Origin of the sequence: Micromonospora sp. NPDC093277, assembly GCF_044765245.1 — a bacterium.
Taxonomy (GTDB): domain Bacteria; phylum Actinomycetota; class Actinomycetes; order Mycobacteriales; family Micromonosporaceae; genus Micromonospora.
On the sequence record NZ_JBIWJO010000014.1, the window covers coordinates 134,517 to 159,964 of the forward strand.

At 73.3% G+C, this 25,448-nt stretch carries 17 protein-coding genes, 1 tRNA gene and 1 pseudogene; 8 read left to right on the forward strand and 11 right to left on the reverse strand.

Annotation, left to right across the window (positions count from 1 at the left end):
- Positions 1-48 precede the first annotated feature (48 nt).
- Positions 49-1,533 carry a GH1 family beta-glucosidase gene (locus tag ACIRG9_RS26695; protein ID WP_402861437.1) on the reverse strand — a complete coding sequence of 495 codons (1,485 nt, stop codon included), beginning with the start codon at positions 1,531-1,533 and terminating at the stop codon, positions 49-51.
- Positions 1,534-2,396: 863 nt separating this feature from the next.
- On the opposite strand from ACIRG9_RS26695, the gene ACIRG9_RS26700 reads away from it, so the two are divergent.
- Positions 2,397-5,294: a glycoside hydrolase family 48 protein gene (locus ACIRG9_RS26700; protein ID WP_402861574.1), complete on the forward strand. Its 2,898-nt coding sequence runs from the start codon at positions 2,397-2,399 to the stop codon at positions 5,292-5,294.
- 396 nt (positions 5,295-5,690) lie between these two features.
- Positions 5,691-6,578, forward strand: coding sequence for a phosphatase PAP2 family protein (locus tag ACIRG9_RS26705; protein ID WP_402861440.1), 888 nt, complete (start codon positions 5,691-5,693; stop codon positions 6,576-6,578).
- Here the strand turns inward: ACIRG9_RS26705 and ACIRG9_RS26710 are convergent, their stop codons facing one another.
- Entirely contained in the window at positions 6,579-7,019 is a 441-nt protein-coding gene (locus ACIRG9_RS26710) for a YbhB/YbcL family Raf kinase inhibitor-like protein (RefSeq protein ID WP_402861443.1), read from the reverse strand.
- Between the two features lie 119 nt (positions 7,020-7,138).
- On the opposite strand from ACIRG9_RS26710, the gene ACIRG9_RS26715 reads away from it, so the two are divergent.
- Complete coding sequence (locus ACIRG9_RS26715) at positions 7,139-7,831, forward strand: maleylpyruvate isomerase N-terminal domain-containing protein (protein WP_402861446.1); 693 nt, start codon at positions 7,139-7,141, stop codon at positions 7,829-7,831.
- Positions 7,832-7,849: 18 nt separating this feature from the next.
- Here the strand turns inward: ACIRG9_RS26715 and ACIRG9_RS26720 are convergent, their stop codons facing one another.
- Both ACIRG9_RS26720 and ACIRG9_RS26725 read right to left on the reverse strand, forming a co-directional pair.
- Positions 7,850-8,704, reverse strand: a complete 855-nt coding sequence (locus tag ACIRG9_RS26720; protein WP_402861449.1) for a DUF1028 domain-containing protein — start codon at positions 8,702-8,704, stop codon at positions 7,850-7,852.
- Positions 8,705-8,775: 71 nt separating this feature from the next.
- On the reverse strand, positions 8,776-10,002 hold the full coding sequence (locus tag ACIRG9_RS26725; protein ID WP_402861452.1) for a low temperature requirement protein A: 1,227 nt from the start codon (positions 10,000-10,002) through the stop codon (positions 8,776-8,778).
- A gap of 163 nt (positions 10,003-10,165) precedes the next feature.
- Between ACIRG9_RS26725 and ACIRG9_RS26730 the strand changes: the two genes are divergently transcribed.
- The 3 genes from ACIRG9_RS26730 (at position 10,166) to ACIRG9_RS26740 (ending at position 13,097) form a co-directional block, all read left to right on the forward strand.
- The gene (locus tag ACIRG9_RS26730; protein ID WP_402861577.1) at positions 10,166-11,143 is read left to right on the forward strand and encodes an LLM class F420-dependent oxidoreductase; all 978 of its coding nucleotides are present in this window, start codon (positions 10,166-10,168) and stop codon (positions 11,141-11,143) included.
- Positions 11,130-11,930: an SDR family oxidoreductase gene (locus tag ACIRG9_RS26735; RefSeq protein ID WP_402861455.1), complete on the forward strand. Its 801-nt coding sequence runs from the start codon at positions 11,130-11,132 to the stop codon at positions 11,928-11,930. The genes ACIRG9_RS26730 and ACIRG9_RS26735 overlap by 14 nt, the downstream gene beginning before the upstream one ends.
- Positions 11,931-12,191: 261 nt before the next feature.
- The gene (locus tag ACIRG9_RS26740; RefSeq protein WP_402861458.1) at positions 12,192-13,097 is read left to right on the forward strand and encodes an META domain-containing protein; all 906 of its coding nucleotides are present in this window, start codon (positions 12,192-12,194) and stop codon (positions 13,095-13,097) included.
- Between the two features lie 85 nt (positions 13,098-13,182).
- On the opposite strand, the gene ACIRG9_RS26745 is transcribed toward ACIRG9_RS26740, so the two are convergent.
- From ACIRG9_RS26745 to ACIRG9_RS26765, 5 genes are all read right to left on the reverse strand, one after another.
- On the reverse strand, positions 13,183-15,492 hold the full coding sequence (locus tag ACIRG9_RS26745; protein ID WP_402861461.1) for a transglutaminaseTgpA domain-containing protein: 2,310 nt from the start codon (positions 15,490-15,492) through the stop codon (positions 13,183-13,185).
- The gene (locus ACIRG9_RS26750) at positions 15,486-16,640 is read right to left on the reverse strand and encodes a DUF58 domain-containing protein (RefSeq protein WP_402861464.1); all 1,155 of its coding nucleotides are present in this window, start codon (positions 16,638-16,640) and stop codon (positions 15,486-15,488) included. Before ACIRG9_RS26750 ends, ACIRG9_RS26745 begins: the two co-directional genes overlap by 7 nt.
- Positions 16,641-16,656: 16 nt before the next feature.
- The gene (locus tag ACIRG9_RS26755; protein ID WP_402861467.1) at positions 16,657-17,652 is read right to left on the reverse strand and encodes an AAA family ATPase; all 996 of its coding nucleotides are present in this window, start codon (positions 17,650-17,652) and stop codon (positions 16,657-16,659) included.
- Between the two features lie 28 nt (positions 17,653-17,680).
- On the reverse strand, positions 17,681-20,311 hold the full coding sequence (locus tag ACIRG9_RS26760; RefSeq protein ID WP_402861470.1) for a fibronectin type III domain-containing protein: 2,631 nt from the start codon (positions 20,309-20,311) through the stop codon (positions 17,681-17,683).
- Between the two features lie 151 nt (positions 20,312-20,462).
- Positions 20,463-21,500, reverse strand: a complete 1,038-nt coding sequence (locus ACIRG9_RS26765; RefSeq protein WP_402861580.1) for a fibronectin type III domain-containing protein — start codon at positions 21,498-21,500, stop codon at positions 20,463-20,465.
- Positions 21,501-21,624: 124 nt separating this feature from the next.
- On the opposite strand from ACIRG9_RS26765, the gene ACIRG9_RS26770 reads away from it, so the two are divergent.
- Positions 21,625-22,374, forward strand: coding sequence for a hypothetical protein (locus tag ACIRG9_RS26770; RefSeq protein WP_402861592.1), 750 nt, complete (start codon positions 21,625-21,627; stop codon positions 22,372-22,374).
- A 779-nt stretch (positions 22,375-23,153) separates the two neighbouring features.
- Here the strand turns inward: ACIRG9_RS26770 and ACIRG9_RS26775 are convergent.
- Positions 23,154-23,327 (reverse strand): annotated as a pseudogene (locus ACIRG9_RS26775) (hypothetical protein); the annotation flags it as partial.
- 220 nt (positions 23,328-23,547) lie between these two features.
- Between ACIRG9_RS26775 and ACIRG9_RS26780 the strand changes: the two are divergent.
- A tRNA-Leu gene (locus ACIRG9_RS26780) sits at positions 23,548-23,631 on the forward strand.
- A 2-nt stretch (positions 23,632-23,633) separates the two neighbouring features.
- On the opposite strand, the gene ACIRG9_RS26785 is transcribed toward ACIRG9_RS26780, so the two are convergent.
- Entirely contained in the window at positions 23,634-25,160 is a 1,527-nt protein-coding gene (locus tag ACIRG9_RS26785) for a recombinase family protein (protein ID WP_402861473.1), read from the reverse strand.
- Positions 25,161-25,448 lie beyond the last annotated feature (288 nt).

Here is a 25,448-nt window from a genome sequence, read left to right on the forward strand (position 1 = left end):
GACGGCCCGGCCGGCGGCGTGCGGTGCCCCGGCCGGGCCGCGGACGACCTAGAGTCCGTTGTCGCGGATGACGGTGCGGTACCAGTGGGCGCTGCGCTTGAGCACCCGGCGCTGCGTGGGGTAGTCCACATAGACCAGGCCCCAGCGCTGGTCGTACCCTTCGGCCCACTCGAAGTTGTCCAGCAGCGACCAGACGTGGTAGCTCTCCAGCGGCACGCCGTCGCTGACCGCCCGGTGGGCGGCGGCGAAGTGGTCGCGGAGGAAGTCGATCCGGCCGGCGTCGTCGACGGTGCCGTCCGCGGTGAGGGTGTCCGGGCAGGGCAGTCCGTTCTCGGTGATGGTGAGCGGCACCGGCCCGTAGTCGCGGGTGACCCGGGTGAGGATGTCGTACATCCCCTCGGGGTAGATCTGCTGCCAGCTCGCCTCGGAGGTGGGCCACTTGCTGACCGTGTCGCCCTCTGCCGTGACGTAGATGGGCGTGTAGTACTGCACGGCGACCAGGTCGACCGGGCTCGAGATGATCTTCAGGTCGCCGTCGCGGATGCCGCGGACCATGCGGCTGTCCGGGCCCAGGTCGGCCAGCACGTCCTCGGGGTAGGCGCCCTTGAGGATCGAGTCCAGGTAGAGGCGGTTCTCGTAGCCGTCGTAGAGGCGGGTCGCCGTGGTGGCCTCGGCGGTGTCTTCGGCGGGGTAGCAGGGGTGCAGGTTGAGCGCGGGTCCGATCCGGGTCTTGGCGCCGGTGGCGCGCAGCGCCTGTACGGCGAGGCCGTGGGCGAGCTGGAGGTGGTGGGCGACCAGGTACGCGGCCTCGGGGTCCCGCTGGCCCGGGGCGTGGTGGCCCCAGATGTAGCCGTTCTGCACGACGGTCTTGGGCTCGTTGATGGTCAGCCAGACGGGCACCTGGTCGCCGAGGCCGCGGAAGACGATGTCGGCGTACTCGGCGAAGCGTTCGGCGGTGTCCCGGTTCTCCCAGCCGCCGGCGTCCTGCAGGGCCTGGGGGAGGTCCCAGTGGAACAGGGTGGCCATCGGGGCGATGTCGCGCTCGTGCAGGCCGTCGACGAGGCGGCGGTAGAAGTCGAGGCCGCGCTGGTTGGGCCGGCCGGACCCGTCGGCCTGGATGCGGGACCAGGAGATGGAGAACCGGTAGCTGCCCAGCCCCAGGTCGCGCATGAGGTCGAGGTCCTCGGCGTACCGGTGGTAGTGGTCGGCGGCCACGTCGCCGGTGTCGCCGTTGCGCGTGCGTCCCGGGGTGTGGCTGAAGGTGTCCCAGACGGACGCCCCGCGACCGTCCTCCTTGGCCGCGCCTTCGATCTGGTACGCGGAGGTGGCCGCACCCCAGCGGAAGCCGGGCGGGAAGCGCAGCGATCCGTGCGGCGCCTCGTCGGGGTCCGCGTCACAGCCGGCGACGAGGGCGGTGGTGGACGCGGCGGTCCCGGCCACGGCGGCGCCGGCGAGCCCGGCACGGGCCGCGCCGGCAGCGGTCGCGGAGAGGGCGGCGTCGCGGAGCAGGCGCCGTCGGGTCAGTAGCGACATGGAGGTTCTCCTCGGAGTGACTGGCCACCCTGGGGGCCGGGAGCGCTCCCAGCATAGGCCAGGCGTGGCCGGCCGCCTTCCGTGGGCGGATCGCGGCACAGGCTGCGAGCCGGGTCGGAGCGGGCGGCTGTGGTAGGTGGGTGGGTGTCGCTCGGGGGCGCGAAGCTGAGCGGCGGGCGGGCAGAATAGCGAAAGGAGGCCGACCGGGCGGCGTGTCGCGCCTGTCCCGTCGGCCTCTTTTCCCGCCAACAACGGGGGTTTAGTGTGTGGGGACGGGGGAGGGCAACCCCCGTCCCCACGAGTGGTGCACACACGCACGAGTCGGAATTGGCGTCCTGTCGTGCGTGTCGCGCGGGAGCCGGGCCACGCGAGTGGCTCTGGTTCCACCTCCCTCCATGCCGGTGGGTGATGGCTGACGACGGTGTCCGGGCTGGCCCGTCGTCAGCCTCCTGGGCTGGTGCGCCGGGGACGCGAGGTTCCCGACGATCTCGGACTTGCATCTCGGTCGATGGAAGCGCTCCCATCGGCGATGCAGCGACTGTAACGCCCGTCACCGAATTGTGAAAGCCCCTAAACGAGATCGAAACATGGACGTGGGTAAGTGGCCTGCCCGTTGTGGTGGGAGCGCTCCCGTGGCAAAATTTCCCAACCACGCACGACACGGAGCCAGCACGCGCGAGCATTGGGCCGCCGAGGGCAACCGGGACTCCCGGTGCGGCGCCCGCGACCCCGGCACGACCGGGTCGACCACCTTCCCGGGCGCCTCCGTCCCCCCGTGTCAGCCCTGTCGACGCGTGGAGGCGCCCCGCCGGGGCCGTACCGGTCCCGGCCCGGTCCGAGGAGACATCGCGCACATGAGACTCATGGTCAGACGTCGCCGCATGGCGATGTTCGCCGCCACCGCCGTCGCCATCGGCGGCGTGGCCCTGCCGGCCGGTGCCGCGCAGGCTGCCCCGGCGTGCGACGTGACGTACGTGACGAACGACTGGAGCGACGGCTTCACCGCCAACATCGACGTCAAGAACCTGGGCGACCCGGTCAGCAGCTGGACGCTCAAGTTCACCTTCCCCAACAGCAGCCAGCGCGTCACCCAGGGCTGGTCGGCAAAGTGGAGCCAGTCCGGCAACCAGGTGACCGCGACCAACGAGTCGTGGAACGGCAGCCTCGGCACCGGCGCCACGACCAACATCGGCTTCAACGGCGCCTACTCCGGCAGCAACCCGAAGCCCAGCTCGTTCACCCTCAACGGGGTCGCCTGCAACGGCACCTCCACCAACCAGCCGCCGACGGTCGCCCTCGACGTGCCGGCCGGGCCCTTCGTGGCGCCGGCGAGCGTGCCGCTGACCGCGACCGCCAACGACCCGGACGGGACGATCAGCAAGGTCGAGTTCTACCGCAACGGCCTGCTGGTCAACACCGACTCCACCGCCCCGTACGCGTACACCCTGGACAGCCTGCCGGCCGGCAGCTACACGGTGCAGGCCAAGGCGTACGACAACCTCGGCGCCAGCGCCGTGGCGGAGAAGTCCTTCACGGTCAATCCCGCCACCGGGCCGGCCCTGGTCGCCACCCCGTCCGCGCTGAGCGTGAACGAGGGCAGCACCGCCACCTTCAACCTGAAGCTGAGCGCGGCACCGACCGCCAACGTGCCGGTGACCCTCACCCGCACCGGTGACTCCGACATCACCGTCTCGCCCACCACGGTGACCCTGACGCCGTCCAACTGGAACACCGGCGTCAACGTCACCGTAGCGGCGGCGGAGGACGCCGACACCGTCAGCGGCACCGCGACCATCACCGCCTCCGCCACCGGCTACAGCCCGGTGACGGTCACCGTCACCGAGATCGACAACGACGTGCCGGGCGGGGACAACACCTACATCCAGAAGTTCCTCGACCAGTACAACAAGATCAAGAACTCGGGCTACTTCAGCCCCGAGGGCGTGCCCTACCACTCGATCGAGACGCTCATCGTCGAGGCGCCCGACTACGGCCACGAGACCACCTCGGAGGCGTTCAGCTTCTGGATCTGGCTCGAGGCGCAGTACGGCCGCGTCACCCAGAACTGGGCGCCGTTCAACAACTCCTGGACGGTGACGGAGAAGTACATCATCCCGTCGCACGCCGACCAGCCCACCGCCGGCGCCCCGGGCACCGCCCAGTACGCCGCCGAATTCCCCCAGCCCAACCAGTACCCGTCCCAGCTGCAACCCGACGTGCCCGTCGGCCAGGACCCGCTGCGCTCCGAGCTGCAGTCCACCTACGGCACCGGCGACATCTACGGCATGCACTGGCTGTTGGACGTCGACAACAAGTACGGCTACGGCCGCTGCGGCGACGGCACCACCCGCCCGGCCTACATCAACACCTTCCAGCGGGGCCCGCAGGAGTCGGTGTGGGAGACCGTGCCGCAGCCGACCTGCGACACCTTCAAGCACGGCGGCCAGTACGGCTACCTCGACCTGTTCGTCAAGGAGTCCAACGCCCCGGCCAAGCAGTGGAAGTACACCAACGCCCCGGACGCCGACGCCCGCGCCGTGCAGGCCGCGTACTGGGCGCTGACCTGGGCCAAGGCGCAGGGCAAGCAGGCCGACGTCGCGGCGACCGTGGCCAAGGCCGCCAAGATGGGCGACTACCTGCGGTACTCGCTGTTCGACAAGTACTTCAAGAAGATCGGCAACTGCGTCGGCGCGTCCAGCTGCCCGGCCGGCTCCGGTCGCGACTCGGCGCACTACCTGCTCTCCTGGTACTACGCCTGGGGCGGCGCGAACGACACCAGCCAGAACTGGTCGTGGCGCATCGGCTCCAGCCACAACCACTTCGGCTACCAGAACCCGTTCGCGGCCTGGGCCATGACCAACACCCCCGAGCTCAAGCCCCAGTCGCCGACCGCGGTCTCCGACTGGCAGAAGAGCTTCGACCGGCAGCTGGAGTTCTACACCTGGCTCCAGTCCGCCGAGGGCGGTATCGCCGGCGGCGCCACCAACAGCTGGGAGGGCAGCTACTCCCAGCCGCCGTCCGGCACCGCCACCTTCTACGGCATGTTCTACGACGTCGCCCCGGTCTACCGGGACCCGCCGTCCAACCAGTGGTTCGGCATGCAGGCCTGGTCGATGCAGCGCATCGCCGAGCTGTACCTGCAGACCGGCAACGCCAAGGCCAAGGCGCTGCTGGACAAGTGGGTGCCGTGGGCCATCGCCAACACCACGGTCGGCACCAACTGGTCGATTCCGTCTGATCTGCAGTGGACCGGCCAGCCGGCCAACTGGAACCCGACCAGCCCGCAGCCGAACACCAACCTGCACGTCACGGTGACCAAGGGCGGCCAGGACGTCGGCGTCGCCGCGGCCTACGCCCGGACCCTGATCGCGTACGCGGCCAAGTCCGGCAACACCGCGGCCAAGACCACCGCCAAGGGGCTGCTCGACGCGCTCTCCGCCGCCGCCGACACCAAGGGCGTCTCGCGGCCGGAGACGCGGGAGGACTACAACCGCTTCGACGACGTCTACAACGCCAGCAACGGCCAGGGCCTCTACATCCCGTCGGGGTGGACCGGCAAGATGCCCAACGGCGACGCCATCGCCGCGGGCAAGAGCTTCCTGGACATCCGGTCGTTCTACAAGAACGACCCGGACTGGCCGAAGGTCGACGCGTACCTCAAGGGTGGGGCCGCGCCGACGTTCAACTACCACCGGTTCTGGGCCCAGGCGGACGTCGCCATGGCCTATGCCGACTACGGCACCTACTTCCCCGCGGGGTGAGGTGACAACTCCGCCACGGGTGGCCAGGCCCACCCGTGGCGGAGGCCGGCCGGGCTGAAGGGGGAACGCAGCCAGCCCGGCCGGCAAAGGGCCTGATTCCCATCAGGCCGGGTGGGCCGGCCGTCCGGCCGACGCAGCGGACGCGCCGGCCCACCCCTTGCGTCCGTAGTCGAACTTGCCGCGAAAACGCCCCCGAAAAATCCACCCGCCACGGGACCACATCACGGCGGTGGAGGGAGTAACGTACATCACCGGAGAGGCCGCTCCCCCCGTGGCGGCCTCTCTTTTAATTGTCTCGCCTGCCGTCCCCATCGGACCCTGACGGGTGCCGCAGCCCCGGCTACCCCGCCGGCAGCGACGCGTCACGAGCGGACGGGACAACCCGGCCGTAAAGTTGTGCGCGTGCGCGCGACAGCGAGGGGCGGGACGGCAGTCTGGTTGGTCGTGTTGGCCCTGGCCCAGGCGGCGGCACTCGTCCTGCTCTGGCGCTTCGCCGTGCACACCACACTCGGCCAGTGGGTCGACACGGTCGCGCTCACCGGCAGCCGGATCGGCCAGGACCACATCGACGGCCCGGTGAGCCGCATCCTCAACGCCATGTCCGTGGTGTCCCTGCTGGCGGCGACCGCGATGATCGGCTTCATCGCACTGATCCGCGGCCGCACCGCCCTCGCCGTCACCACCACCCTGCTGATCGCCGGCGCCAACCTCAGCACCCAACTGCTCAAGCACCACCTGATCCGCCCCGACCTCGGCATCGACCCCGAACGCGCGGCGGCGGGCAACAGCCTGCCCAGCGGGCACACCACGGTCGCCGCGTCCGTAGCGGTCGCGCTGATCCTGGTCCTGCCCCGAAAGGTGCGGGCCGTCGGCGCGTTCCTCGGCGCCGGCTACGCCGCCGCCGCCGGAGTGGCCACCCTCTCCGCCGGCTGGCACCGACCCAGCGACGCCATCGCCGCGTACCTGGTGGTCGGGGCCTGGACCGCCGTCGCCGGCCTCATGCTGCTGTTCTTCCAGCGGGACCGGGCCGCGAGTTCGCCGGCCGACGCGCACCGGGCCGCCGCCACCGTGCTCGGCCTCGGCGGTGCGCTCGCCGTCGTCACGTCCGGGCTCGCCCTGTTCTGGCTGCTCCGGCTCACCGACATCCCCGCCGACGAACTCGCCCGCCGTCCACTCTTCATCGGGTACGCGGGCGCCGCCGCCGGCATCGTCGGCACCATGGCCGTGGTGGCCGCGCTGGTCCTGGCGGTGGTGCACCGCCTGGTACCCCGCCACCAGGGCTGATCAGCGGTAGAACGTCCCCACCATCGTGCCGCTGGCGATCTCCCGATCGGTGAGCGACTGGCGCACGTCGGTCACCTGCGGCACGTCCGGCAACTCCAGCGGACGCTCCAGAGCGTAGAGGCGGAAGAAATACCGGTGCGGATCCTCGTGCTGCGGCGGATGCGGACCACCCCATCCGGTGGCGCCGAAACTGTTGGGCCACTCCCGGCCGCCGAGCGGCACGCCGCCCTCCGGGACCCCGTTCGAGTGGGGCGAGATCCCGGTCACCAGCCAGTGCAGGAACGGCGTCTTCCCGGCGTCCGGGTCCTCGACGAACAGGATCAGCTCCTCGGCCGAGTCGGGAACCTGGGACCACTCCAGCGGCGGCGAGACGTTCCCGCCCTCGCGGGAGAAACGTCCCGGAAGCATGTCGTGGTCGTTGAAGGCGGTACTGCGGAGCATGATGCCGGCCATCGTGCGGCGCCTCCTCTCCTCGTCCCGCGGCGCGTACCCGGCCCGGCGGCGGCGAAACGGCCGGTGGCAGGCTGGCCAGGGCAGGGACCGGACGGGGAGAGAACCAGATGGACACGGTACGCGCGGCTTTCCGAGACGAGTGCGAGCGGCTGGAGGAGGTGCTGCGCGGAGTCGACGAAGCAGACCTCGCCCGGCCCACCCCCTGCCCACCGTGGGCGGTGCGCGACCTGCTCGCCCACGTGCGCAGCGGCGCGGGACGGCTGGTCGACATGCTCGCCGCACCCGCCCCGCACCGCGCCGAGGTCGATGCCGCCGGCTACTTCGGCACCGCCAAGTTCACCCCCGAGGTGGACCGCGCCCGCATCGACGGCGCCCAACGGGAGGCGCGCCAACTGCCCGGCGTACGCGAGGTGGCCGACGGCTTCGCCCGGGCCTGGCGGTCCGCCGACACGGCGGTGGCCGCCCAACCACCGGGACGACTGGTACGCACCCGCCACGGGGACTCGATGACGCTCACCGAGTTCCTGCGTACCCGGGTGGCGGAGGTCGGGGTGCACGGCCTGGACCTCGCCGACGCCCTGCACCGGCAGCCGTGGCTGACCCCGACCGCGGCCCAGGTGATCGCGGACCTGCTGATTTGCTCCCGGTCGGGGCCCGGCGAACCGGCGTCGCTGCCCGACGCGCTCGGCTGGGACCCGCTGACCCTGGTGCGCAAGGCCACCGGGCGGGCCCCGCTCACCGAACGGGAGCAGACCCTGGTCGACCAGGCCGGCCTGCGCTGGCTGACCTTCGGCGGCTGACCCGGAACCGGCGGCGGCTCAGCCGCCGACCCGCCCCGCCGGCCCGGTACGACGAAGGTGCTCCAGGACGATCGGGTCGAGCCGGTTGGCGACGAGGCGTTCCTCCAGGTTCTCCACGCCGGCCCAGGAAGCGAGCGCGCCGTCCAGGCCGGCCGCGCCGACCGGGTGCCCGGCGGCGGCCAGCAGCGCGGCCACCTCGTCAGCGAGGGGACCGCTGAGGTCGTACAGGGTGGCCGGGTCGGGCTTGCCGAACAGCATGGTGTGCGTGTCGAGCAGGCGACCCAGCTCGGTGACCGGGTCAGGGTGGTCGTCCACCCGCAGGTCGACCAGCTCGTCGCCGGTGCCCGCGTACCCGCCGCGCCGCTGCACCACCAGCAGGCCGGCGCTCTGCCGGCCCCGCCGGTCGCCGCCGGCCCGGTCGCCGGCCTGCAGCGCGGCCACCAGCCGCTGCGGGAAGGGCAGCTCCGCGCCGCCCAGCCAGGCGTCCCGGATCGCGTCGATCACCTGCGGGCCGGCCAGGATGTTGCCCTGCGCGGCCCAGCCGTCCCCGGCCTGGCCGCCGGCCCACGGGTGGCAGAACGGCCCGGTCCAGGTGGCCCCGTCGCCGCGGGAACCCACCACGCCGAGCTGCCGCTCGTCGCGGCCCGGGTCGGCGGCGACCAGGCCGGCGACCACGTCCGCCGGAGCCACTCCGGTGCGCAGCAGCGCCAGCCCCTGCGACCGGTAGGCCAGATTGACGTGCGCCTGGGTGGCCACCGCGCCCACCTCGGCCTCGGCGGCCGGGACCAGCGCCCCGGCGGCGAGGAACTTGCTCGCCACGGCGACACCGTGCAGGCGGCCGTCGGCCGAGCGAGCGACGATCGAGAAAGTCACTCGCGGATGTTAGCGCCGCTGGCCGCTCCGGGGGCGGCCCCGCACGTCCGGCGGCTCGCCGAGCGGTCCTCTCAGAACGGCGGTGCGGCCCTCTCCGGCGGCTTGCCCCGCGCCCGGCGGGCGTCGGCAATCGCCACCGCGGCCAGCACGGCAGCGGCCACGGTCGAGGCGATCAGCGGCGGGTGGTGCAGGTACAACGGCACCGAGCCGAGCAGGGCGAGGATCGCGATCCAGCGGGACGGGGACACCCGGCCGAAGACCTCGTACTCGAACCGTGCGCGACCGAGCAGGAAGAGCGCCGGGCCGATGATGATCAGCGCGATCCAGGCCGACTCGGCTCGATCGAGGGGGTGCTCGATGGTCAACTGGTAACCGATGGCGATGGCGGCGGTCCCGATCAGCATGATCAGATGGGTGTCGGCCGCGGACTGGCCGATCGTCGCGGGGCGCCGCGCCTTGAGGACCGCCTCGCCGAGGATCCGCCCGGCGCGCTGGAAGTAGATCCGCCAGAGCAGGACCGAGGTGAGCACCGCGACGGCGAAGGCGGCGGTGGGATTCAGACCGACCGGACGGCTGCTGTAGGAGAATCCGGCCACCAGGATCGTTTCCCCGAGGGCGACCAGGAAGAACTGCTGGTAGCGCTCGGCCAGGTGCTCACCGGCGATGTCCCAGCGGGAGACGGTGGACCGTCCCATGCCGGGCACCGGCCAGCCTGTTCGCCCCGCCAGGTACTCGACGCCCAACGCCACCGCCCACAGCAACACCCGCAGGCTCGTCGGCAGGAAGGCGCCGACCAGCCAGAGCACGGCGGTCGCCGAGTACACGATCAGCGTCCGCAGCCTGAGTCGCCTGTCCTCATGGTGGCCCAGGGTGATCAACAGAATCAGCGGCCGGGAAACCTGGGTGACCACGTACGCGACCGCGAACGCCAGTCCGGTGACCCGGAACGCGCGAGGGATCGCCACGCCCATGACCATGCTGCCCACCAGGGCGATGACCACGACGAGCTGCAGGTCGAACCGATACGGGCTGTGGCGGCTGGTGGTCCAGGCGGTGCCCTGCCACACCGTGTACAGCGCGAACAACAGCAGCAGGGTCTTACCGCCGCCGGTGATCGGCGACCACCCGCTGGTTCCGCCCGGTTCCAGCGCCAGGTCCTCGAAGGAACGCGCCGTGATGCGGGTGAGGGCGAAGACGAACACCAGGTCGAAGAAGAGTTCCAGGAACGTCGCCCGAGTTGGCGCGGCCGGAGCTCCGCCGCTGTCGGCCTGCGCACCGGCCTCGTCACCGGTCGTCATGGTCGGCGGTTCCCGCCGTCGCTGCAAGCCACCTCGCAGTCCTAGCACCATCCCTGGCCGCTTCGGCCGATATCATCAGGATTGCCGCCACCCGGGCCGGTTCCGAACCTTGCCCACCGCGACGGCGACCGGGCACCATCGACCGGTGACCAACCGTTGGGGCATGACGGTGCCGCTGGGCGGCATCCCGCTCGCCGACCACGCCGCGGTCTACGCAGCCCTGGACCGGGCCGGCTTCACCGACGTCTGGTCGTCCGAGGTGGCCGGGGCCGACGCGTTCACCCCGCTGGCGCTCGCCGCGGCGTGGGCACCCCGGCTCCGCCTCGGCACCGCGATCACCCCGGTCTTCACCCGCGGCCCCGGACTGCTCGCGATGAGCGCCGCCGCGCTCGCCGAGGCGGCCCCCGGCCGCTTCGCGCTCGGCATCGGGGCCTCCTCACCGGTGCTCGTCCAGGACTGGAACGCCACTCCGTTCGCCGAGCCGTACCGGCGGACCCATGACGTGCTGCGCTTCCTGCGCGCCGCGCTGCGCGGCGAGACCATCGACCACGCGTACGACACGTTCACCGTCCGACGGTTCACCCTGGAACGCCCGCCGGCCGTGCCGCCGCCCGTGCTGCTGGCCGCGCTGCGCCCCGGCATGCTGCGGCTCGCCGCCGCCGAGGCCGACGGCGTGATCCTCAACTGGCTGTCCGCCGCCGACGTGCCGACCGCGCTGGCCGAACTGGGCCGGCGCCGCCCCGACTTCCAGGTCGCGGCCCGGATCTTCGTGTGCCCCACCGAGGACGCCGTGCACGCCCGGGCGCTGGGCCGCCGGCTGATCACCGGCTACCTCACCGTCCCCGCGTACGCGGCCTTCCATCGCTGGCTCGGCCGGGACAAGCTGCTCGCTCCCATGTGGGAGGCGTGGGCGGCTGGCGACCGGCGCGGCGCCTCGGCAGTGGTGCCCGACGAGGTGGTCGACGCGCTGGTCCTGCACGGCTCGCCCGAAGCATGCGTTGCGCAGGTCCGCCGGTACGTCGACCACGGGGTGGACGTACCGGTGCTGGCCCTGCTGCCCACCCCGGAGCTGTCCGCCGGCGGCCCTGCGGCGCTGACCGCGCTCATTTCTCGGCTCGGGAGCGGGCATGAACCTCACTGATCGGGTGGCGGTGATCACCGGCGGGGCGGGTGGCATCGGCGCGGCGCTGGGCCGCCGGTTCGTCGCGGAGGGCGCCGCCGCGGTCGTCCTCGCCGACCTGGCCGCCGACGCGGCGCGCAGCGTGGCCGACAAGATCGGGCCGGTCGCGCACGGCGTCGGGTTGGACGTCGCCGACGAGGCCCAGGTCCGCGCGCTGGTCGAGGAGACCGAGCGGCGGTACGGCCGGATCGACCTGTTCTGCGCCAACGCCGGGGTGGCCACCGGCGGGGGACTCGACGCCTGTGACGACGACTGGGAACGGGCGTGGCGGGTCAACGTGCTGGCCCACGTCTACGCCGCCCGGGCGGTGCTGCCGGCGATGCTGCGCCGTGGCTCGGGATACCTGCTCCTCACCTGTTCGGCGGCGGGGCTGCTGACCGCCGTCGGGGACGCCCCCTACACGGCGACGAAACACGCGGCGCTCGGCTACGCCGAGTGGCTGTCGATCACCTGTCGGGACGCCGGCATCCGGGTCAGCGCGCTCTGCCCGCAGGGCGTGGACACCCCGATGCTCGCCGGCGGCCTGGCCACCGGCCATCTCGGTGCCCGGGTCACCGCCGCCTCCGGCGCGGTGCTCACCCCCGACCAGGTCGCCGAGGCCACCATCGTCGGGCTGGCCGAGGAGCGGTTCCTGATCCTGCCGCACCCGGAGGTCGCCGCGTACGCCCGCCGCCGCGCGGAGGATCCGGACGGCTGGCAGGCCGGCCTGCGCAGACTGGTCCGCAAGCTGCGCGCCGCCGATCGTTAGGAACCGTCGTCGCTCGCTGGCACCTCGACGCGGTGGTGGGCGGCGCGGCCCGGCCTTGGTCAACTCCGTGTGCGGCATGTGGTGGTCTGGCGGACACCGGATGCCGCCATGTGCGCCACATGGAGTGGATCGCCGGGGGAGCGCGTCCGTCCGACGTCGCGGAAGCTTCGGCGCGACGCAACCGTTGGCCGCTGTGCCGCGTCCAAGCCTTGGCAGGAGCATCGACACCGGCGGGCCGCCGGTGGGATTGCGGGGGCGCGGATGAGCCGGATCAGGTACCTGCTGGCGGTGGTGGCGGTCGGGGCCCTGCTCGCGGGCTGCGGCGGGCGGGTCGAGTCGGAGGGGTCCGCCGTGGACCGGGACCAGGCCGTCGATCTTGACGCCAGCGTGCTGGGACCGCCACAGGATCCAGTTGCGCTGATCGGCTTGTGGACGGTGGCGGAGGCCGACGGCGGCGCGGGTGACGTGCTGCGGCTCGGCTCCGCCCCGGGCGACGGCCTGCGGTTGTTCGGCCGCTGCGGGGCGCACATGGGGACCTGGCGGGCCGACGTGAACGGCCTGTTCGTCGCCGACCTCTGGGGCACGTCGGGTCCTGGCGACGGCCGCGACTGCCAGCCCGGTCCCGAGCCCGCCGACACCTGGCTGCACCACGCCGTAGCCTTCCGGGTGGAGGCTGACGGACCGGTCCTGCTCGACGACCGGGGCGGGCGCGTGGCCCGGCTGCTGGCCGGCGCGAAGCCGACCCCGGGCCCGGACACGCTGGCGTCCCTGGCGGAGCCGCCCGAGGTCACCGACGAGGCCCGGCGCGCCTTCGCACCGGCCGCCGCCCTGCCGGCGGCCCTGACCCTGGCGAGCCGGAAGTCCCTCCTCGGCCGGTGGATGCCCGTCGACGGCCGGCGGGGCGGTCCGAAGGCGGCGTACGTCGAGCTGCGCGCCGACGGCGGATGGCGTGGCTCCGACGGGTGCAACGGTCAGGGTGGGCGATGGGTCGCCGGACCGGGCGGTGCCCTGCTCGCCACCGACGGGGTCAGCACGCTGATCGGTTGTGACAACCTTCCGGTGGGGACCTGGCTTGCCTCGGCGCGGCGGGCGGGGCTGGACGGTGACGTGTTGGTGCTGCTCGACGCCCAGGGCAAGGAGACGGGCCGGCTGCGGCGCGACCGCTGACACCCGCCGGGTCGGCCCGCACCGAGGTTGACTACGAGCCCCCGTCGCCTCCGCCGCCGTGGTCGCCGTCGGGCTCGGCGAGCGGTCAGCGGCGCCAGCGCAGCGGACCGGGGTGGACGGTCCACAACAGCCGTCGCCACCACGGACGGGTCACGCGCAGCGCCGCGGCGTACGTCATGGCCAGGTCCGCGGCCCGGTCCGCCTGCCCGGGGGTGGCGGTGTGCGGGGCGAAGGCGACCTGGTTGAGCAGCCCGGCCAACTCGTCGGGTCCCCCGTCGGTCACGTCGGTGCCGGGTGGCCCGGGCCGCGCCGTGCGGGCGTCGGCCAGGGTTCGGCGGGCCCGCTCGGCGACCTCGGCGGCGGCCAGGTCGCCGCCGGCCGGTCGGCCGGCGAGCCGCAGCGCGTCGGTCAGTTCCCGCCAGGCGCCGGCGATCCGCCGACCCGGGTCGCCGCGATGGAGGCGGGCGCGGGTGAGGTTGCGGCGCAGTGCGGCCAGGACCAGCAGGCCCAGCGCGGCCAGCAGCACGAGGATGCCGACGCCGCCGCCGACGAGCACCGGAGTGCTCAGTCCGCCTCGACGGTCGGCGGGGCCGGGTGCGGCCGCCGCCGGAGGTGTGGCGCTGGGCTCCCCGGTCGGCTCGGGCACCTGCGACGGGGGAGGGTTGTCAGGGGTGGCGCGGAAGTCCTCCTCCACGGCGCGGGGTTCCTCGTCGGGGCGGGGCATCGGGTCGAACGGCACCCAGCCGACGCCCTCGAACAGCACCTCCGGCCACGCGGAGGCGTCGGCGGCGCGGACCGGGCCGTCGCCGTTGGGGGCGAAACCGACCACCACCCGGGTGGGCAGGCCGGCGAGGCGGCCCAGGACCGCGAACGATGCGGCGAACTGTTCCGAGGTGCCCCGCTGTCCGCCGCCGTTGCGGGGTCCGAACAGGAAGAACGCCAGGTTGGGGTAGGCGTGCCCGCTCGGCGCGTCGGCGGTGGTCCGGTAGTGCTCGGCGAGGAAGTCCTGGATGGCGGTGGCGCGGGCGTACGGGGCGCCGTTCTCCTCGGCGAGCTGGGTGGCCAGGCGGCGCAGCGGCTCCGGGGTCCCGTCGGGCACCTGCAGCACCCGGGCGACCGAATCGCCGGCCGGTACGTTCGCCGTGGCGAGCAGGTTCGTGTCCAGCTGTTCCCGGGCCGAGGTGACGGTGTAGTGCAGTCCCGGGGTCAGCCCCTCCGGGCGGATCAGCGTCCCGGTGGCCGGGTCGTACGCGACCCGCGCGCCGGTGACCTCGCGTGGGGTCGGTACGGCGGGCAGCAGCCGCCCGGTCAGGTCGGCGACGGTGATCTGCTGGCGGACGGTGTCGGTGGTGGCCCCCTGGGCGGGCTCGGTGGCGGGCAGGATGCGCCCGGCGTTGCGGTAGGTGGCCCCGACCCGCCAGGTGACTCCGTCGTAGTCGCTGAGCACCGCCAGGCGGATGCGGGGCGCCGCCTTCGGGCCTGCCTCGGTGTGCACCTCCAGCAGTTTCTGGTCGGGGTTCAGCGCCCAGCCGGAGATGCGGATCAGCGGGTTCTCGTCGAGGGACTCCACCTGTGGCGGTTCGACGTAGCGGCGCGGGTCGACGGGGCGGTCGCTGACCTGGGCGGCCAGCAGCGGGGCGAGCAGGGCGGCCAGCGCGACCATCACCGCCACGCCGGCGGCGCTCGCGGCGAGCAGGCGCAGCCGCACCGCGGCGCGTACGGCTGGGGCGAGGCCGGTTGTCGGGTCGCCGGAGGTCGGGGTGTCGAGGTGGGACGGTAACGCCAGGCCGGCGGCGGCGACCGCGGTGAACACGATCGTCGGGGTGATCGCGGGGTCCGCGTTCGGGCCGACCACGTAGACGGCGCCGGCGTAGAGCAGCACCGGTGGCAGGTAGCCGAGCAGCACCCGGCCGGTGCGCAGCGCCACCTCGGCGGCGACGAGCCCGGTCAGCCAGGCGGCGACCACCGGCACCAGGACGGTGTCGGGCGCCGGCTCGACCGGGATCATCGCGGTCAGCAGGCGGGGGATCGCGTTTCGGGCGGCGTCGGCGGCCACCGCGGCGAGGCTGCCGGGCAGCGCGGCGTGGCTGGCCGCCAGACGCAGCGACAGGAGCGTCCAGCCGGCCAGGCCGGCCACGGACACCGGGGCTACCAGCCAGGACGGCAGGCGGCGGGCGGCGACGCTGACCAGCACCGAGCCGATCGCCGCGCCCAGGATCAGGCGGGTCAGCAGCGGGCCGGCGTACACCCGGCCCAGCACCACGCCGGTCAGCGCGATCATGGTGATCAGCGCCAGCGGCACCGGTACGGCCCGCAGCAGCCGGATCAGCGGTCTGCCGGCCCGGGTGGTGGCCGGTTCGGTCGGCGGGGCCGGGGCGGGCCTCGTGGTCACCATCGGCGGATCCCGTCCCACTCGGCGGCGAACTCGGCGCCGTCGGCGGCGTCCAACACGACCAGGCCGGCCGCGCCGGGCGGCGTCGGCCCCGCCGCGCCGAACATCCCGACCACCAGCGACGGGTACGCGCCGCGCAGCGCGCCGATGTGGCCGAGGTCGCTGGCGGCGCCGGGCCCGGTGAGGAAGACCAGGGTGTCGCCGAGGCGCTCCTGCCGCAGCCGGCTCATCGTGGTACCCAGCGGGTCGTCGCCGCCGTCGGCCAGTTCGACGGCGGCGAGCCGGTCCAGCGGGCCGGCGACCCCGGCCGGTTCCTCGTCGGCGGGTGCGACCAGAAGCAGGCTCACCGGCAGGCCCTCGCCGACGGCGGCGGCCAGCACCGACGCGGCGGCCTCACAACCGGACTCGAACGACTCGGCGACCCCGGCCACCCGGTGCGGGTGGGCGGATGCCCGGTTGTCCAGCACCACCACGATCCGCGGGAGGCTGGTGTCCACGTTCTCCCGCACCATCAGCTCGCCCACCCGGGCGCTGGTGCGCCAGTGCACCCGGCGCAGTTCGTCGCCGACCACGTACTCGCGCAGCGAATCGAAGGTGATCGAGCCGTGCGGCACGCTGTCGGTGCGGCCGTCGAGGCTGCGTCCGGCGCCGGTGGGCACCGCGGTCAGGGGGTGGATGCGCGGGTGCACCCAGACCGGCACGGTGCCTCCGTAGGAGCGGGCCAGCGCGACCAGGCCGAGAGGGTCGCGGCGGGTCACCCGCAACGGGCCGACCGGCACCACGCCGCGGCGGCGGGTCGGCACGTCGTAGCGCACCTCGGTGTCGCGGCCGGGACGCAGCCGCAGCAGCGGCACCGGCACCAGCGCGGCGCCGCAACGGTCCTCCGCGACGAGGTTCGCCGACCGTAACCGCCCGGTGTTGCGCACGGTCAGCGTCATGGCGGCCAACTCACCGCGGGCCACCCGGTCCGGGTCGGCGACCCGCTCGACCGAGAGTCGGGGCCGCCAGGCGGCGCTGACCAGGGCGTATCCGACGGCCACGGCGGCCGCCGCGCCGAGCACGACCAGTTCCGGGTAGGCGTAGCCGAAGCCGACGCCGAGCAGGACGACGGCGGCGGCGAGCAGTCCGACGCCGCGGGCGGTGATTCCCACGATCCGTTGCGCCGCCTCAGCCGTGCGCCGGGGCGGGCTGGCCGGAGGGCAGCGGCACCGGCACCGAGGCGATCGCCTGGCGCAGCACGTCGGCGGCGGTGACGCCGCGTACCTGCGCGTCCGGGGTGAGCAGCAGCCGGTGCGCGAAGACCGGCTCGGTGAGCGTCTTCAGATCCTCCGGCATGATCCAGCCGCGGCCGTCGATCAACGCGTACGCGCACGCCGCGCGGGTCAGGGCGATCACGCCACGGGGGCTGACCCCGACCCGGACCTGCGGGTGGCCGCGGGTGGCCGCGGCCAGCCGCACCGCGTACGCGTAGAGCGGTTCGGCGATGTGTACCCGCAGGGCCATCCGCACCATCTCGCCGACGGTGGCGGTGTCGGTGATCGCGGTGAGCGAGTCGGGGGAGCGGACGGTGGCCCCGCGCAGCACCTCCACCTCGACCGACTCGTCGGGATAGCCGACGGAGAGTTTGACCAGGAACCGGTCGAGCTGGGCCTCCGGGAGGCGGTAGGTGCCGTCCATCTCGACCGGGTTCTGGGTGGCGACCACCAGGAACGGCTGCGGCACCGGGTGCCGTACGCCGTCGACGGTGACGGTCCGCTCCTCCATCACCTCCAGCAACGCCGACTGGGTTTTCGGTGACGCCCGGTTGATCTCGTCGGCGATGACGATGTTGGCGAACACCGGCCCGGGGTGGAACTCGAACGCGCGGGTGGCCTGGTTGAAGATGGTCACCCCGGACACGTCCGACGGGAGCAGGTCCGGGGTGAACTGGATGCGCCGCCACTTACCCTGCACCGTGGACGCGATCGCCCGGGCGAGGGTGGTCTTGCCGACCCCGGGCACGTCCTCGAGCAGGACGTGCCCCTGGGCGAACAGCGCGGTCAGCGCCAGCCGCACCACCTGCGGCTTGCCCAGCACGACCGCGTTGATGTTCTCGGCCAGCCGGGCGGCGAGGGCGGCGAAGCCCTGCACCTCCGGCTGGGTGAGCGGTTCGTGGGTGTTCACGTACGCGGTGCTCCTCGGGACGGCACGGTCAGCAGTTGGGCAGGAGGTTGATGTTGTCGCCGCCCTCCAGGTTCAGCCAGGCCCACGGGATGTAGTTGCGTCCCGAGTATTCGACCTGCACCCACCAGGTGCTCTGCTTGTTGTTGTTGTAGATCCAGGCGTCGATGCTCTCGCCCTGCGCCTTGCAGTAGGTGCGCAGCCGGGTGCCGGGCTTCGCCCAGCCCACCTGCTTGGCGTTGTTCTGCTGCGGCACCGAGAAGATCTCGTTGCCGTTACGGCCGGCCACCTCCGCGTCGCAGTAGGTGCGCTGGTCGCCGGACGGCCCGTTGTTGCAGGTCGCGATCCCGTACAGCGGCTCGGTGCTATGCGCCTGGGTGGCGGTGCCGTTACCGGCCGCGTTGGACGCGGTCACCGTCACCGTGTACGCGGTGCCCGGCGTCAGACCGGCCATCCGCAGGCTGGAACAGCTGCCGCTGGCACTCTGCCCGCCGGTGGCGGCCGTGCAGGTGGCGTTGCCGCCGCCCGCGTCCACCGTGAACGACACCGTCACCGAGGTGGCGTCCGCCGACGAGCCGGTCACCGTGACCCGGGGCGCGGCGACCGTACGCGCGGTCTTGGTGGCCTCCGGGCCGGGGCCGGCCTCGTTGACCGCCTTCACCTTCACGGTGACGTTCTGCCCGTTGCCCAGCCCGCCGACCGTGGTCTGCACGTCGGTCACCTCGCTGGTCTTCCCGCCGACGTCCACCAGATACTTGGTGACCGGGCGGCCGTTGTCCACCGCCGGCGCCCACTGCACGAAGATGGTGCCGGGCTTGTCGGCCACCGTGGACGCCTGCAGCTCCGTCGGCGCGAGCGGGGCGGTGAACGGCACCACGGTGTTGCTCACCGGGGACGCCTTCGAACCGGCGCCCTTGTCGGTGACCGAGACGACGGAGAAGGCGTACTGGGTGCCGTACTCCAGCTGGCCGGCCGGGATCACCAGCTCCGTCTTCGTGGAGTCGCCGGCCGGGGCGGTGGCGCCGGCCGAGGCGGCGGTCACCGCGTACCGGGCGACGGTGTTGCCCTGGCCGTTGGCCTCGGGCCACTTGACCAGCACGGTGCCGTCGGGGCGCGCCTCGGCGGTGACGCTGGCCGGCGGGTCCGGCACCTCGGCGGTCGGGACGACCGGGTTGCTCCGCTTCGACGGCCCGGCGCCCTTGGCGTTGACCGCGTGCACCGTGAACACGTACGTCTCGCCGTTGGTCAGCTCGGTGATCTCCAGCGAGCGCTGGTTCGCGCCCACCTCGTGGCTCTGCCCGGCGCCTTCCACCACGTACTTGGTGATCTCGGCGCCGTTGGCGGCGGCGGCCTGCCAGCTGACCCGCGCCGACGCGTTGCCGGCTGCGGCGGTGACGGCCCGCGGCGCGCCCGGCTTACCCACCTTCGGCTTCTTCGGCGGGGGCGGCGGCGGGGGAGCCGGCGGCGGGTCACCACCGAGCACGTCGTTGGCGTACTTGTTGACCTCGCGGACCTGGTTCTTGTCGTCCACCACCTGCGCCTTGGCCGAGTTCGGCGGGTTGATGAACAGGTGGTTCTCGCGGACCTCCAGCTCCATCGGCCCCGGCCGGTCAGAACCCTTCACGCTGTCCACGAGCTGCCCGTTGCTGTCGAAGGAGTAGACCGTGCCGGTGCCCTCGTCGGCGACGTAGAACCGGCCGGCCCACGCCACCGCCGCAGTGAGCCCGTCACCCGTGCCGGGCACGGTGAACTGCCGCACCTCGCCGTCGTCCTGGACCACGTACACCGTCCGCTCGTCGGTCACGGTGACCGGCACCTGCGGGCCGCTGGTGCGCGGCGGCAGGCTGCCCGGGGCGGTCATGCCCTTCAGGTCGGCCCGCTGCGTCCGGCCGGCCTGCACCGTCACCAGCGACGCGGAGGTGCGGTCCAGCACCGCCACCCCGTCGTCGAGGGTGGACACCACCAGCTCGTGGCTCGGCTCCGCCACCTCGTACGTCTCGACCAGCTTCGGGCTCACGCCCGCCGGCGGCGCCGCCCCCGGCGTGTCCGGCAGTTCGGCGGCCGTGACGGCCGAGACGGTGCCCTCGCCTGGGACCGCGACCCACAGCCGGCCGGCACCGTCGAACTCCCCACCGGCGATGCCCGGCGGGTAGCGCACCGGCTCGCCAACCGGGCTCAGCGAGCGCGGGTCGAGCTGTCGGACGATGCCCTGCACCGCGTCGATGACGAACGCGTCATTCTTGTGCAGCGCCACGCTCACCCCCAGACCCGGGGTGGTCGGGGTGGTCGCGGTGATCTGCAGGGTGGCCAGGTCCAGCGAGGATATCTGGCCGGTGTTCAGATCCCGCAGGATCAGCAGCCGGTCGGTCTGGGCGACCTGCACCTGGTGCCGGCGCGCCCCGGGCACCTCCATCCGGGTGTCCACCCGCGCGGTGACCCCGTTGGCCCGGGCCAGCTCGCTGCGGGTGGCGCTCCACAGCCAGGACGAGGCGTCGTAGTTGGCGACCGCGTTGTCGGCGGCACCCAGGCCGAGCACGGTCAGCCCCATCGCGGCCAGCAAGGCGGCCACCGTGCCGATCGTTACCAGCCCGCCCCGCAGCTTGCGGGAACGGGGTCCGGGCGGTTGTGCCCCGGTGCTCGTGACGTCCTCGATGGTGGTCACTGCCGGCTGCCTCCCCGTGTCGGTGGGGGAGCGGCCGCGCGTGGTCGACCCTCCCCAGAGCCGGGAGCCATCATAGGGGCCGGCCGGCAGCGGTGAAACCCGCACCGTCCGCCTGTGGACACCCAGCGTGTCGCGAAAAAGGAACCGCCGGTCAGCGGGACGGCGTACCAGGCCCCCGGTCGGTGCAGACCTGACCCGACGTGGCGTACGTGTCCGTCGAGTAGACCGCCAGCACCGTGAAGCAGTAGTCCAGCTTGGGGCTCAGGCCGTTGACCGTGTAGCGGGTCTCCCCGGCGTCCACCGTGGCCATCACACCCAGCCGCTGCCCCGCCTGGCCGCCGGCCACCACGAACGGCACACTCCCGTTGGTCGGATCGGTCCAGGTGATCGTGATCGTGGTGGTCCCGTCCTTCAACCGCAGGTCACCCGGGGGAGGACCACTCACCTTCGGCTTCGCCGCGGTCGGGTCCGCCGCCGGCGGAGGGGCATCGCCGCGGTTGAGCACCAGCACGCCCACACCGACGACGGCCGCCACCGCGACCATCGCGACACCGGCCACCACGGCCACCACCACCCGGTTGCGGCCACGCGGCTCAGGCTCCACGGGCATCGGGTACGCGGGCGGCTGGTGGAACGGCGCCGGCACCGCCGGCCAGGCACCCTGCTGCGGGTACGGGGCCGGGCCGGGCGGCGGCTCCGGGCGGGCCGGCTCGGGAAACTCCAGCAGTTCGTCGTAGACCGGCAACGGCCGCGGGCCCGCGTCCTCGGTCTCCGACCCCGGCGCGTCCACAGGATCCGCCGGAGTCGTTGGGTCCGGCCCGGTCTCGTCGCTCTCCTCCGGCTCCGGCTGCTGGTCAACGGGGCGGTCGAGCGGCTGCGGCGGGGCCGCACTGCTCCACGGCGGGACGGTCATTCCCCAGGGCGGCACCGGCGACGCGCTGACCGGCGCCCCGGCCGGCGGACCGCTGACCGGCGGCGGCACGACCGGCGGACCGCTGACCGGCGGGTACGCCTGGTACGCCGGCGTCGGCGGACCGCTGACCGGTGGCATCGGTGCGGACGGCCCCGGTGGCGGGCCGACGGGCGGGTACATCTGGTTCGCGGGCGTCGGCGGACCGCTGACCGGTGGCATCGGTGCGGACGGCCCCGGTGGCGGGCCGACGGGCGGGTACATCTGGTTCGCGGGCATCGAGGGGCCGCTGACCGGTGGCATCGGTGCGGACGGCCCCGGTGGCGGGCCGACGGGCGGGCCGCTCATGGGTGGCGCGCTGAATGGCGGACTGCTGACCGGCAGTTCGCTGGACGGAGGTCCGGTGACCGGTGACGGATGCACGGGCGCGCTGCCTGCGGGCGGGCCGCTGACGGGCGGTACGTCATGGACCGGGCCGGTCACCGGCGGGACGCTGTGCGGCGCGACGCTCATTGGAGGGCTGCTGACCGGCGCTGGGCCGCCCGACGGTGGCGCGCTGAACGGCGCGCCGCTCACCGGCGACGCACTGGCGGGCGGGCCGCTGACCGGCCCTGCGTTGACCGGAGGAGAACCCGCGGGCAGACCACTCAACGGCGGCGCGCCGACCGGCGGGGTGGCCGGGGCCGCGGCCGTGGCAGCGGCCCGTTCCGCCTCCTCTTGCAGCAGCGTCCCGATCTGCTGCACCTGGATGGTCGGCTTGTCCCACCGCGGGGCGGGCGATGCGGGCGCACCGCCGCCCGAGCCGGACCCAGCCGTGTCCTGGCCGGGCACCGCCGGTTGGTCGGCCGTACGCTGCGGCTGCCCGACCGGACTCGCCGAGGGCGCTGCCGGCGGTGCCGACACCGGCACGGGAGACGGCGGCCCGGAGACCGGGGCGGTTTCCGGACCCGCCGGCGCGGCGGGCACCTGGATCGACGGTGGCGGAGGCAGCAGCGGACCCGCTGCCGGTGGGGCGGAGGCAGGCGACGGAATCCGCGGCGGCGGTGCCACCGGGGTGGGAGGCGGCGGGGTCGGCGAAGACGCCACGCCGGGCACCGGCGGCGCCGAGATCGGCCCGCTGACGGGCGGAATGACCGGCGCCGGCGGCAGGTGAGACGGTGGGACGGCGACCGGCGGGACCGGCCCCGGGGCGGGTGGCACGGACACCGGAGGAGGCGCGAGGCGGCCCGGCGACGATACCGGCGGACCGCTGACCGGGCCCGAACCGGTGGGCGGCCGGGACATCGGCGGAGCCGAGGCGGGTGCCGGGACGACCGGTGGCGGTGGCAGCGAAGCCATGCTGGCAGCCGCACCAGGCGGCGTCGGGCCGGGAACGACCGGCGGTGGGGGCAGGGGCGTACCCGCCCCGGCGGGCGCAGCCCACGGCGACGGCCGCGCCGGGACCGGCCCGGCCTGCGGCGACCACTGCGCGCCGGGCGAACCGGCATACGGCGGGGCCGGCGCGGGCGGGGCCGGTGGCGCCGGCGGGGGTGCCGCGGTGACACCGGGCGCCGGCGGGGCGACGGGCGGCTGATGCGCAGCGTGCATGGCCGGCAGCGACATGGTGGGGCCGGACAACGCCGACGGGCCGTGCTGCGGTCCGCTGGCGGGGCCGCCGGGGTGCATGCCGGGAGCGGCGGCGGAGCCGCCGAGGTAGTGGTGGGCCGCGCGTACCGCAGGGTGGTCCGGACCGAGCACCGCGGGCCCGGCGGTGGCCACCCGGGTGAAGTTGCGGCGGGCCTCATGCCGGTTGCCGAGTTCCTCCGCCACCTGACCCAGGTCGAAACTGAGCGCGAGCATCAGCGGATCCGCCTCGCCGCGGCGACGCTCGCCGGCTGCATACGCCTCCTCCAGAACGCGCCGGGCGGCGGCCGGGTCGTCGGCCTCCCGGTGCAGGCGCGCGAGGAGATGGCCGGTGGCCAGCACATCGGGGTGGTCTTCCCCGTACGCCGGTCGGGCCGCTGTGATCGCGTCGGCGAGCACACGGCGGGCGGTGGCCAGATCACCCGCGGTGCGCAGGGCGAGGGCCTGGTGTTGCGCGGCGGTCAGGGGGGAGGGGTGGGACACATGAGCAATGCTGCCCGGAATCGGCGCTCGGACGCTACCCGGCGCGCGCCCGATCTCGTTTGCGCTGCCGATTCACCTCGCTGACCTGCGGAAACGTGACCCGCGGGCGGCGATGTGCATGATCCATATGAGCCGTGTACAGTAATCCCCCGTGCGGCCCACCGGGGCGGCCGACCGGTGACGAGATCACCTCGGCTGACAGGGTAGGCTGTACGAGCAGGTCCGGGTGGCGGAATGGCAGACGCGCTAGCTTGAGGTGCTAGTGCCCGTATAGGGCGTGGGGGTTCAAGTCCCCCCTCGGACACGTTATTTCCACACGAAGCGTGATTTGTCTTCGTGTTTTGCGTGATCCCCGTCCCGTTGGGCGGGGATTTTTGCTGTGGCGGCGAGGCGGCTTCGCAGCGGGTTGAGCGTGTAGACAACGGTCTCGGCTTCGACGGTCCAGGCGTGGTGATCACACACGATGATCATGTTGTTGGTGCGCAGGTAGGCGGCGACCTTGTCCGGGTCGGGGCTGCGCAGGGCGGGGTGGTGGCTGTGGAGTGCCCGGTCGTGCTGGACGCGGTCCAGGAGGTGGTCTTCACGGATGTAGAGGATCTTCGGCTGTGGTGAGGTCTTGGCGCGGGCGCTCGTGTGGCCGTGCCGGCATCGGTAACTGGGGCGGCCGTGGACCCAGTGGGAGTCCATGATGCGGCCGCAGACGCCGCAGTAGAGCAGGCCGGCCAGGAGGTAGTGGCGCGGAGCGCCATCAGCGGGGATGGGTGCGGTGTGGACGGTCTGGGCCGCGACGAACTGCTCTTCGGTGACCAGCGGTGAGTGGGCGATCTGGTTCGAGATGACCCAGTGCGGGGCGGCGTTCCAGCGTTGGACCTCGTGGTGTCGGGTGATGGTGCCGTCGGGCTCGATGTCGTCGTGGTCGGTGCGTTGTCGGTTCCACACCTGCCGGCCGGTGTAGCGGGGATTGGCCAGGATAGCCGCGACGGTGGTCAGCATCCAGCGCTGGCCACTGCGGTGGCTGTTGCGTGCCGGGTCGGCACCGGACGGGCACGGCATGCCGTTGTCGTTGAGGGCGCGGGCGATGCTGGCCACGCTGCGGCCGGCGAGCCTCTGTTCGAAGATCCACCTCACGTGGGGTGCGGTGGCCGGGTCGGGTTCCAGGCGGTGCAGACGCCGTCCCCAGGCGGCGTGCGCACGGTTCGGATGAGGGCCGGCGTCCACGAGCCGGTAGCCGTAGGGTGGCCGGCCGCCGAGGTGTCGACCCTGCAGCTCGGCTTGGGCGCGCATCGCCGCGGTCGTGCGGTGCCGGGCCCGCGACACCTCCCGCTGGGAGTGCACGCCCAGCAGGTCCAGCAGCGCCAACTGCCGAGGGTTGTCGAAGTCCACCGGCCCGTAGGTCTCCGGCAGCCACAGCTGCACGCCGTGCCCGAGCAGGGTGGGGGTCAGTTGTTCGAGTTGCTGGCCGTGGAAGGCGCGTTCGTACTCGCCGACGACGATCGCGTCAAACCCGCGCGCCGGGTCCGCCACGGCGGCGAGCAGCCGTGACGCTTGCGGTCGGTCCGGCCAGGCGACCCGGCGGGAGACACCCTCGTCGAAGAACTCGGCCACGATGAGGCCATGGCCGGCGATCAGGTCTTCTGCGTAGTTGCGCTGCCACCGACACGACGACGCCCGATCCTGGAAGTCGACGGTGGACATCCGACCATAGAAGGCGAAGCGGATGCCCGGTGGAGGTGATGTTGTCGGGCGCCGCGTCCGGTGGCGGCCTCGCTGCGTCGGCTGCCGTATCCACCGGCCGAGCAGGTCGGGTCCGTCGAGTTCCGGTGCGTATTGCATCAGACCCTCCCACGCCAGAGTCGCTCATCCACGTCGATATAGACGAATAACGATGGGATGGTCTGTGGGATTCGGCCACTCGCAACATCTGTTTGCCAAACGTGCGGTGGCGGGCCCGGTTGGTCACCTGATCTGTCGCTGTGCGGTGACCGTCTCGGCGAGTTTTCGGTGCGCCGCCAGCAGCGGCCTGACCAGCGAAAGCGCGGAAGCTGGCCGGCAGTTCGGCTTTGACTGGCCGGTACGACCCTGCAGGGAAAAATTGCTGCCCCACGTCGCGGGTCAGTGGGT

What these genes read in the sequence shown, in the direction of transcription:
- ACIRG9_RS26695 (WP_402861437.1), bottom strand. Translation starts at nt 1,533, where the DNA reads ATGTCGCTACTGACCCGACGGCGCCTGCTCCGCGACGCCGCCCTCTCC.
- ACIRG9_RS26700 (WP_402861574.1), top strand. Translation starts at nt 2,397, where the DNA reads ATGGTCAGACGTCGCCGCATGGCGATGTTCGCCGCCACCGCCGTCGCC.
- ACIRG9_RS26710 (WP_402861443.1), bottom strand. Translation starts at nt 7,019, where the DNA reads ATGCTCCGCAGTACCGCCTTCAACGACCACGACATGCTTCCGGGACGT.
- ACIRG9_RS26715 (WP_402861446.1), top strand. Translation starts at nt 7,139, where the DNA reads ATGGACACGGTACGCGCGGCTTTCCGAGACGAGTGCGAGCGGCTGGAG.
- ACIRG9_RS26725 (WP_402861452.1), bottom strand. Translation starts at nt 10,002, where the DNA reads ATGACGACCGGTGACGAGGCCGGTGCGCAGGCCGACAGCGGCGGAGCT.
- ACIRG9_RS26730 (WP_402861577.1), top strand. Translation starts at nt 10,166, where the DNA reads ATGACGGTGCCGCTGGGCGGCATCCCGCTCGCCGACCACGCCGCGGTC.
- ACIRG9_RS26735 (WP_402861455.1), top strand. Translation starts at nt 11,130, where the DNA reads ATGAACCTCACTGATCGGGTGGCGGTGATCACCGGCGGGGCGGGTGGC.
- ACIRG9_RS26740 (WP_402861458.1), top strand. Translation starts at nt 12,192, where the DNA reads ATGAGCCGGATCAGGTACCTGCTGGCGGTGGTGGCGGTCGGGGCCCTG.
- ACIRG9_RS26745 (WP_402861461.1), bottom strand. Translation starts at nt 15,492, where the DNA reads ATGGTGACCACGAGGCCCGCCCCGGCCCCGCCGACCGAACCGGCCACC.
- ACIRG9_RS26765 (WP_402861580.1), bottom strand. Translation starts at nt 21,500, where the DNA reads ATGCCCGCGAACCAGATGTACCCGCCCGTCGGCCCGCCACCGGGGCCG.
- ACIRG9_RS26785 (WP_402861473.1), bottom strand. Translation starts at nt 25,160, where the DNA reads ATGCAATACGCACCGGAACTCGACGGACCCGACCTGCTCGGCCGGTGG.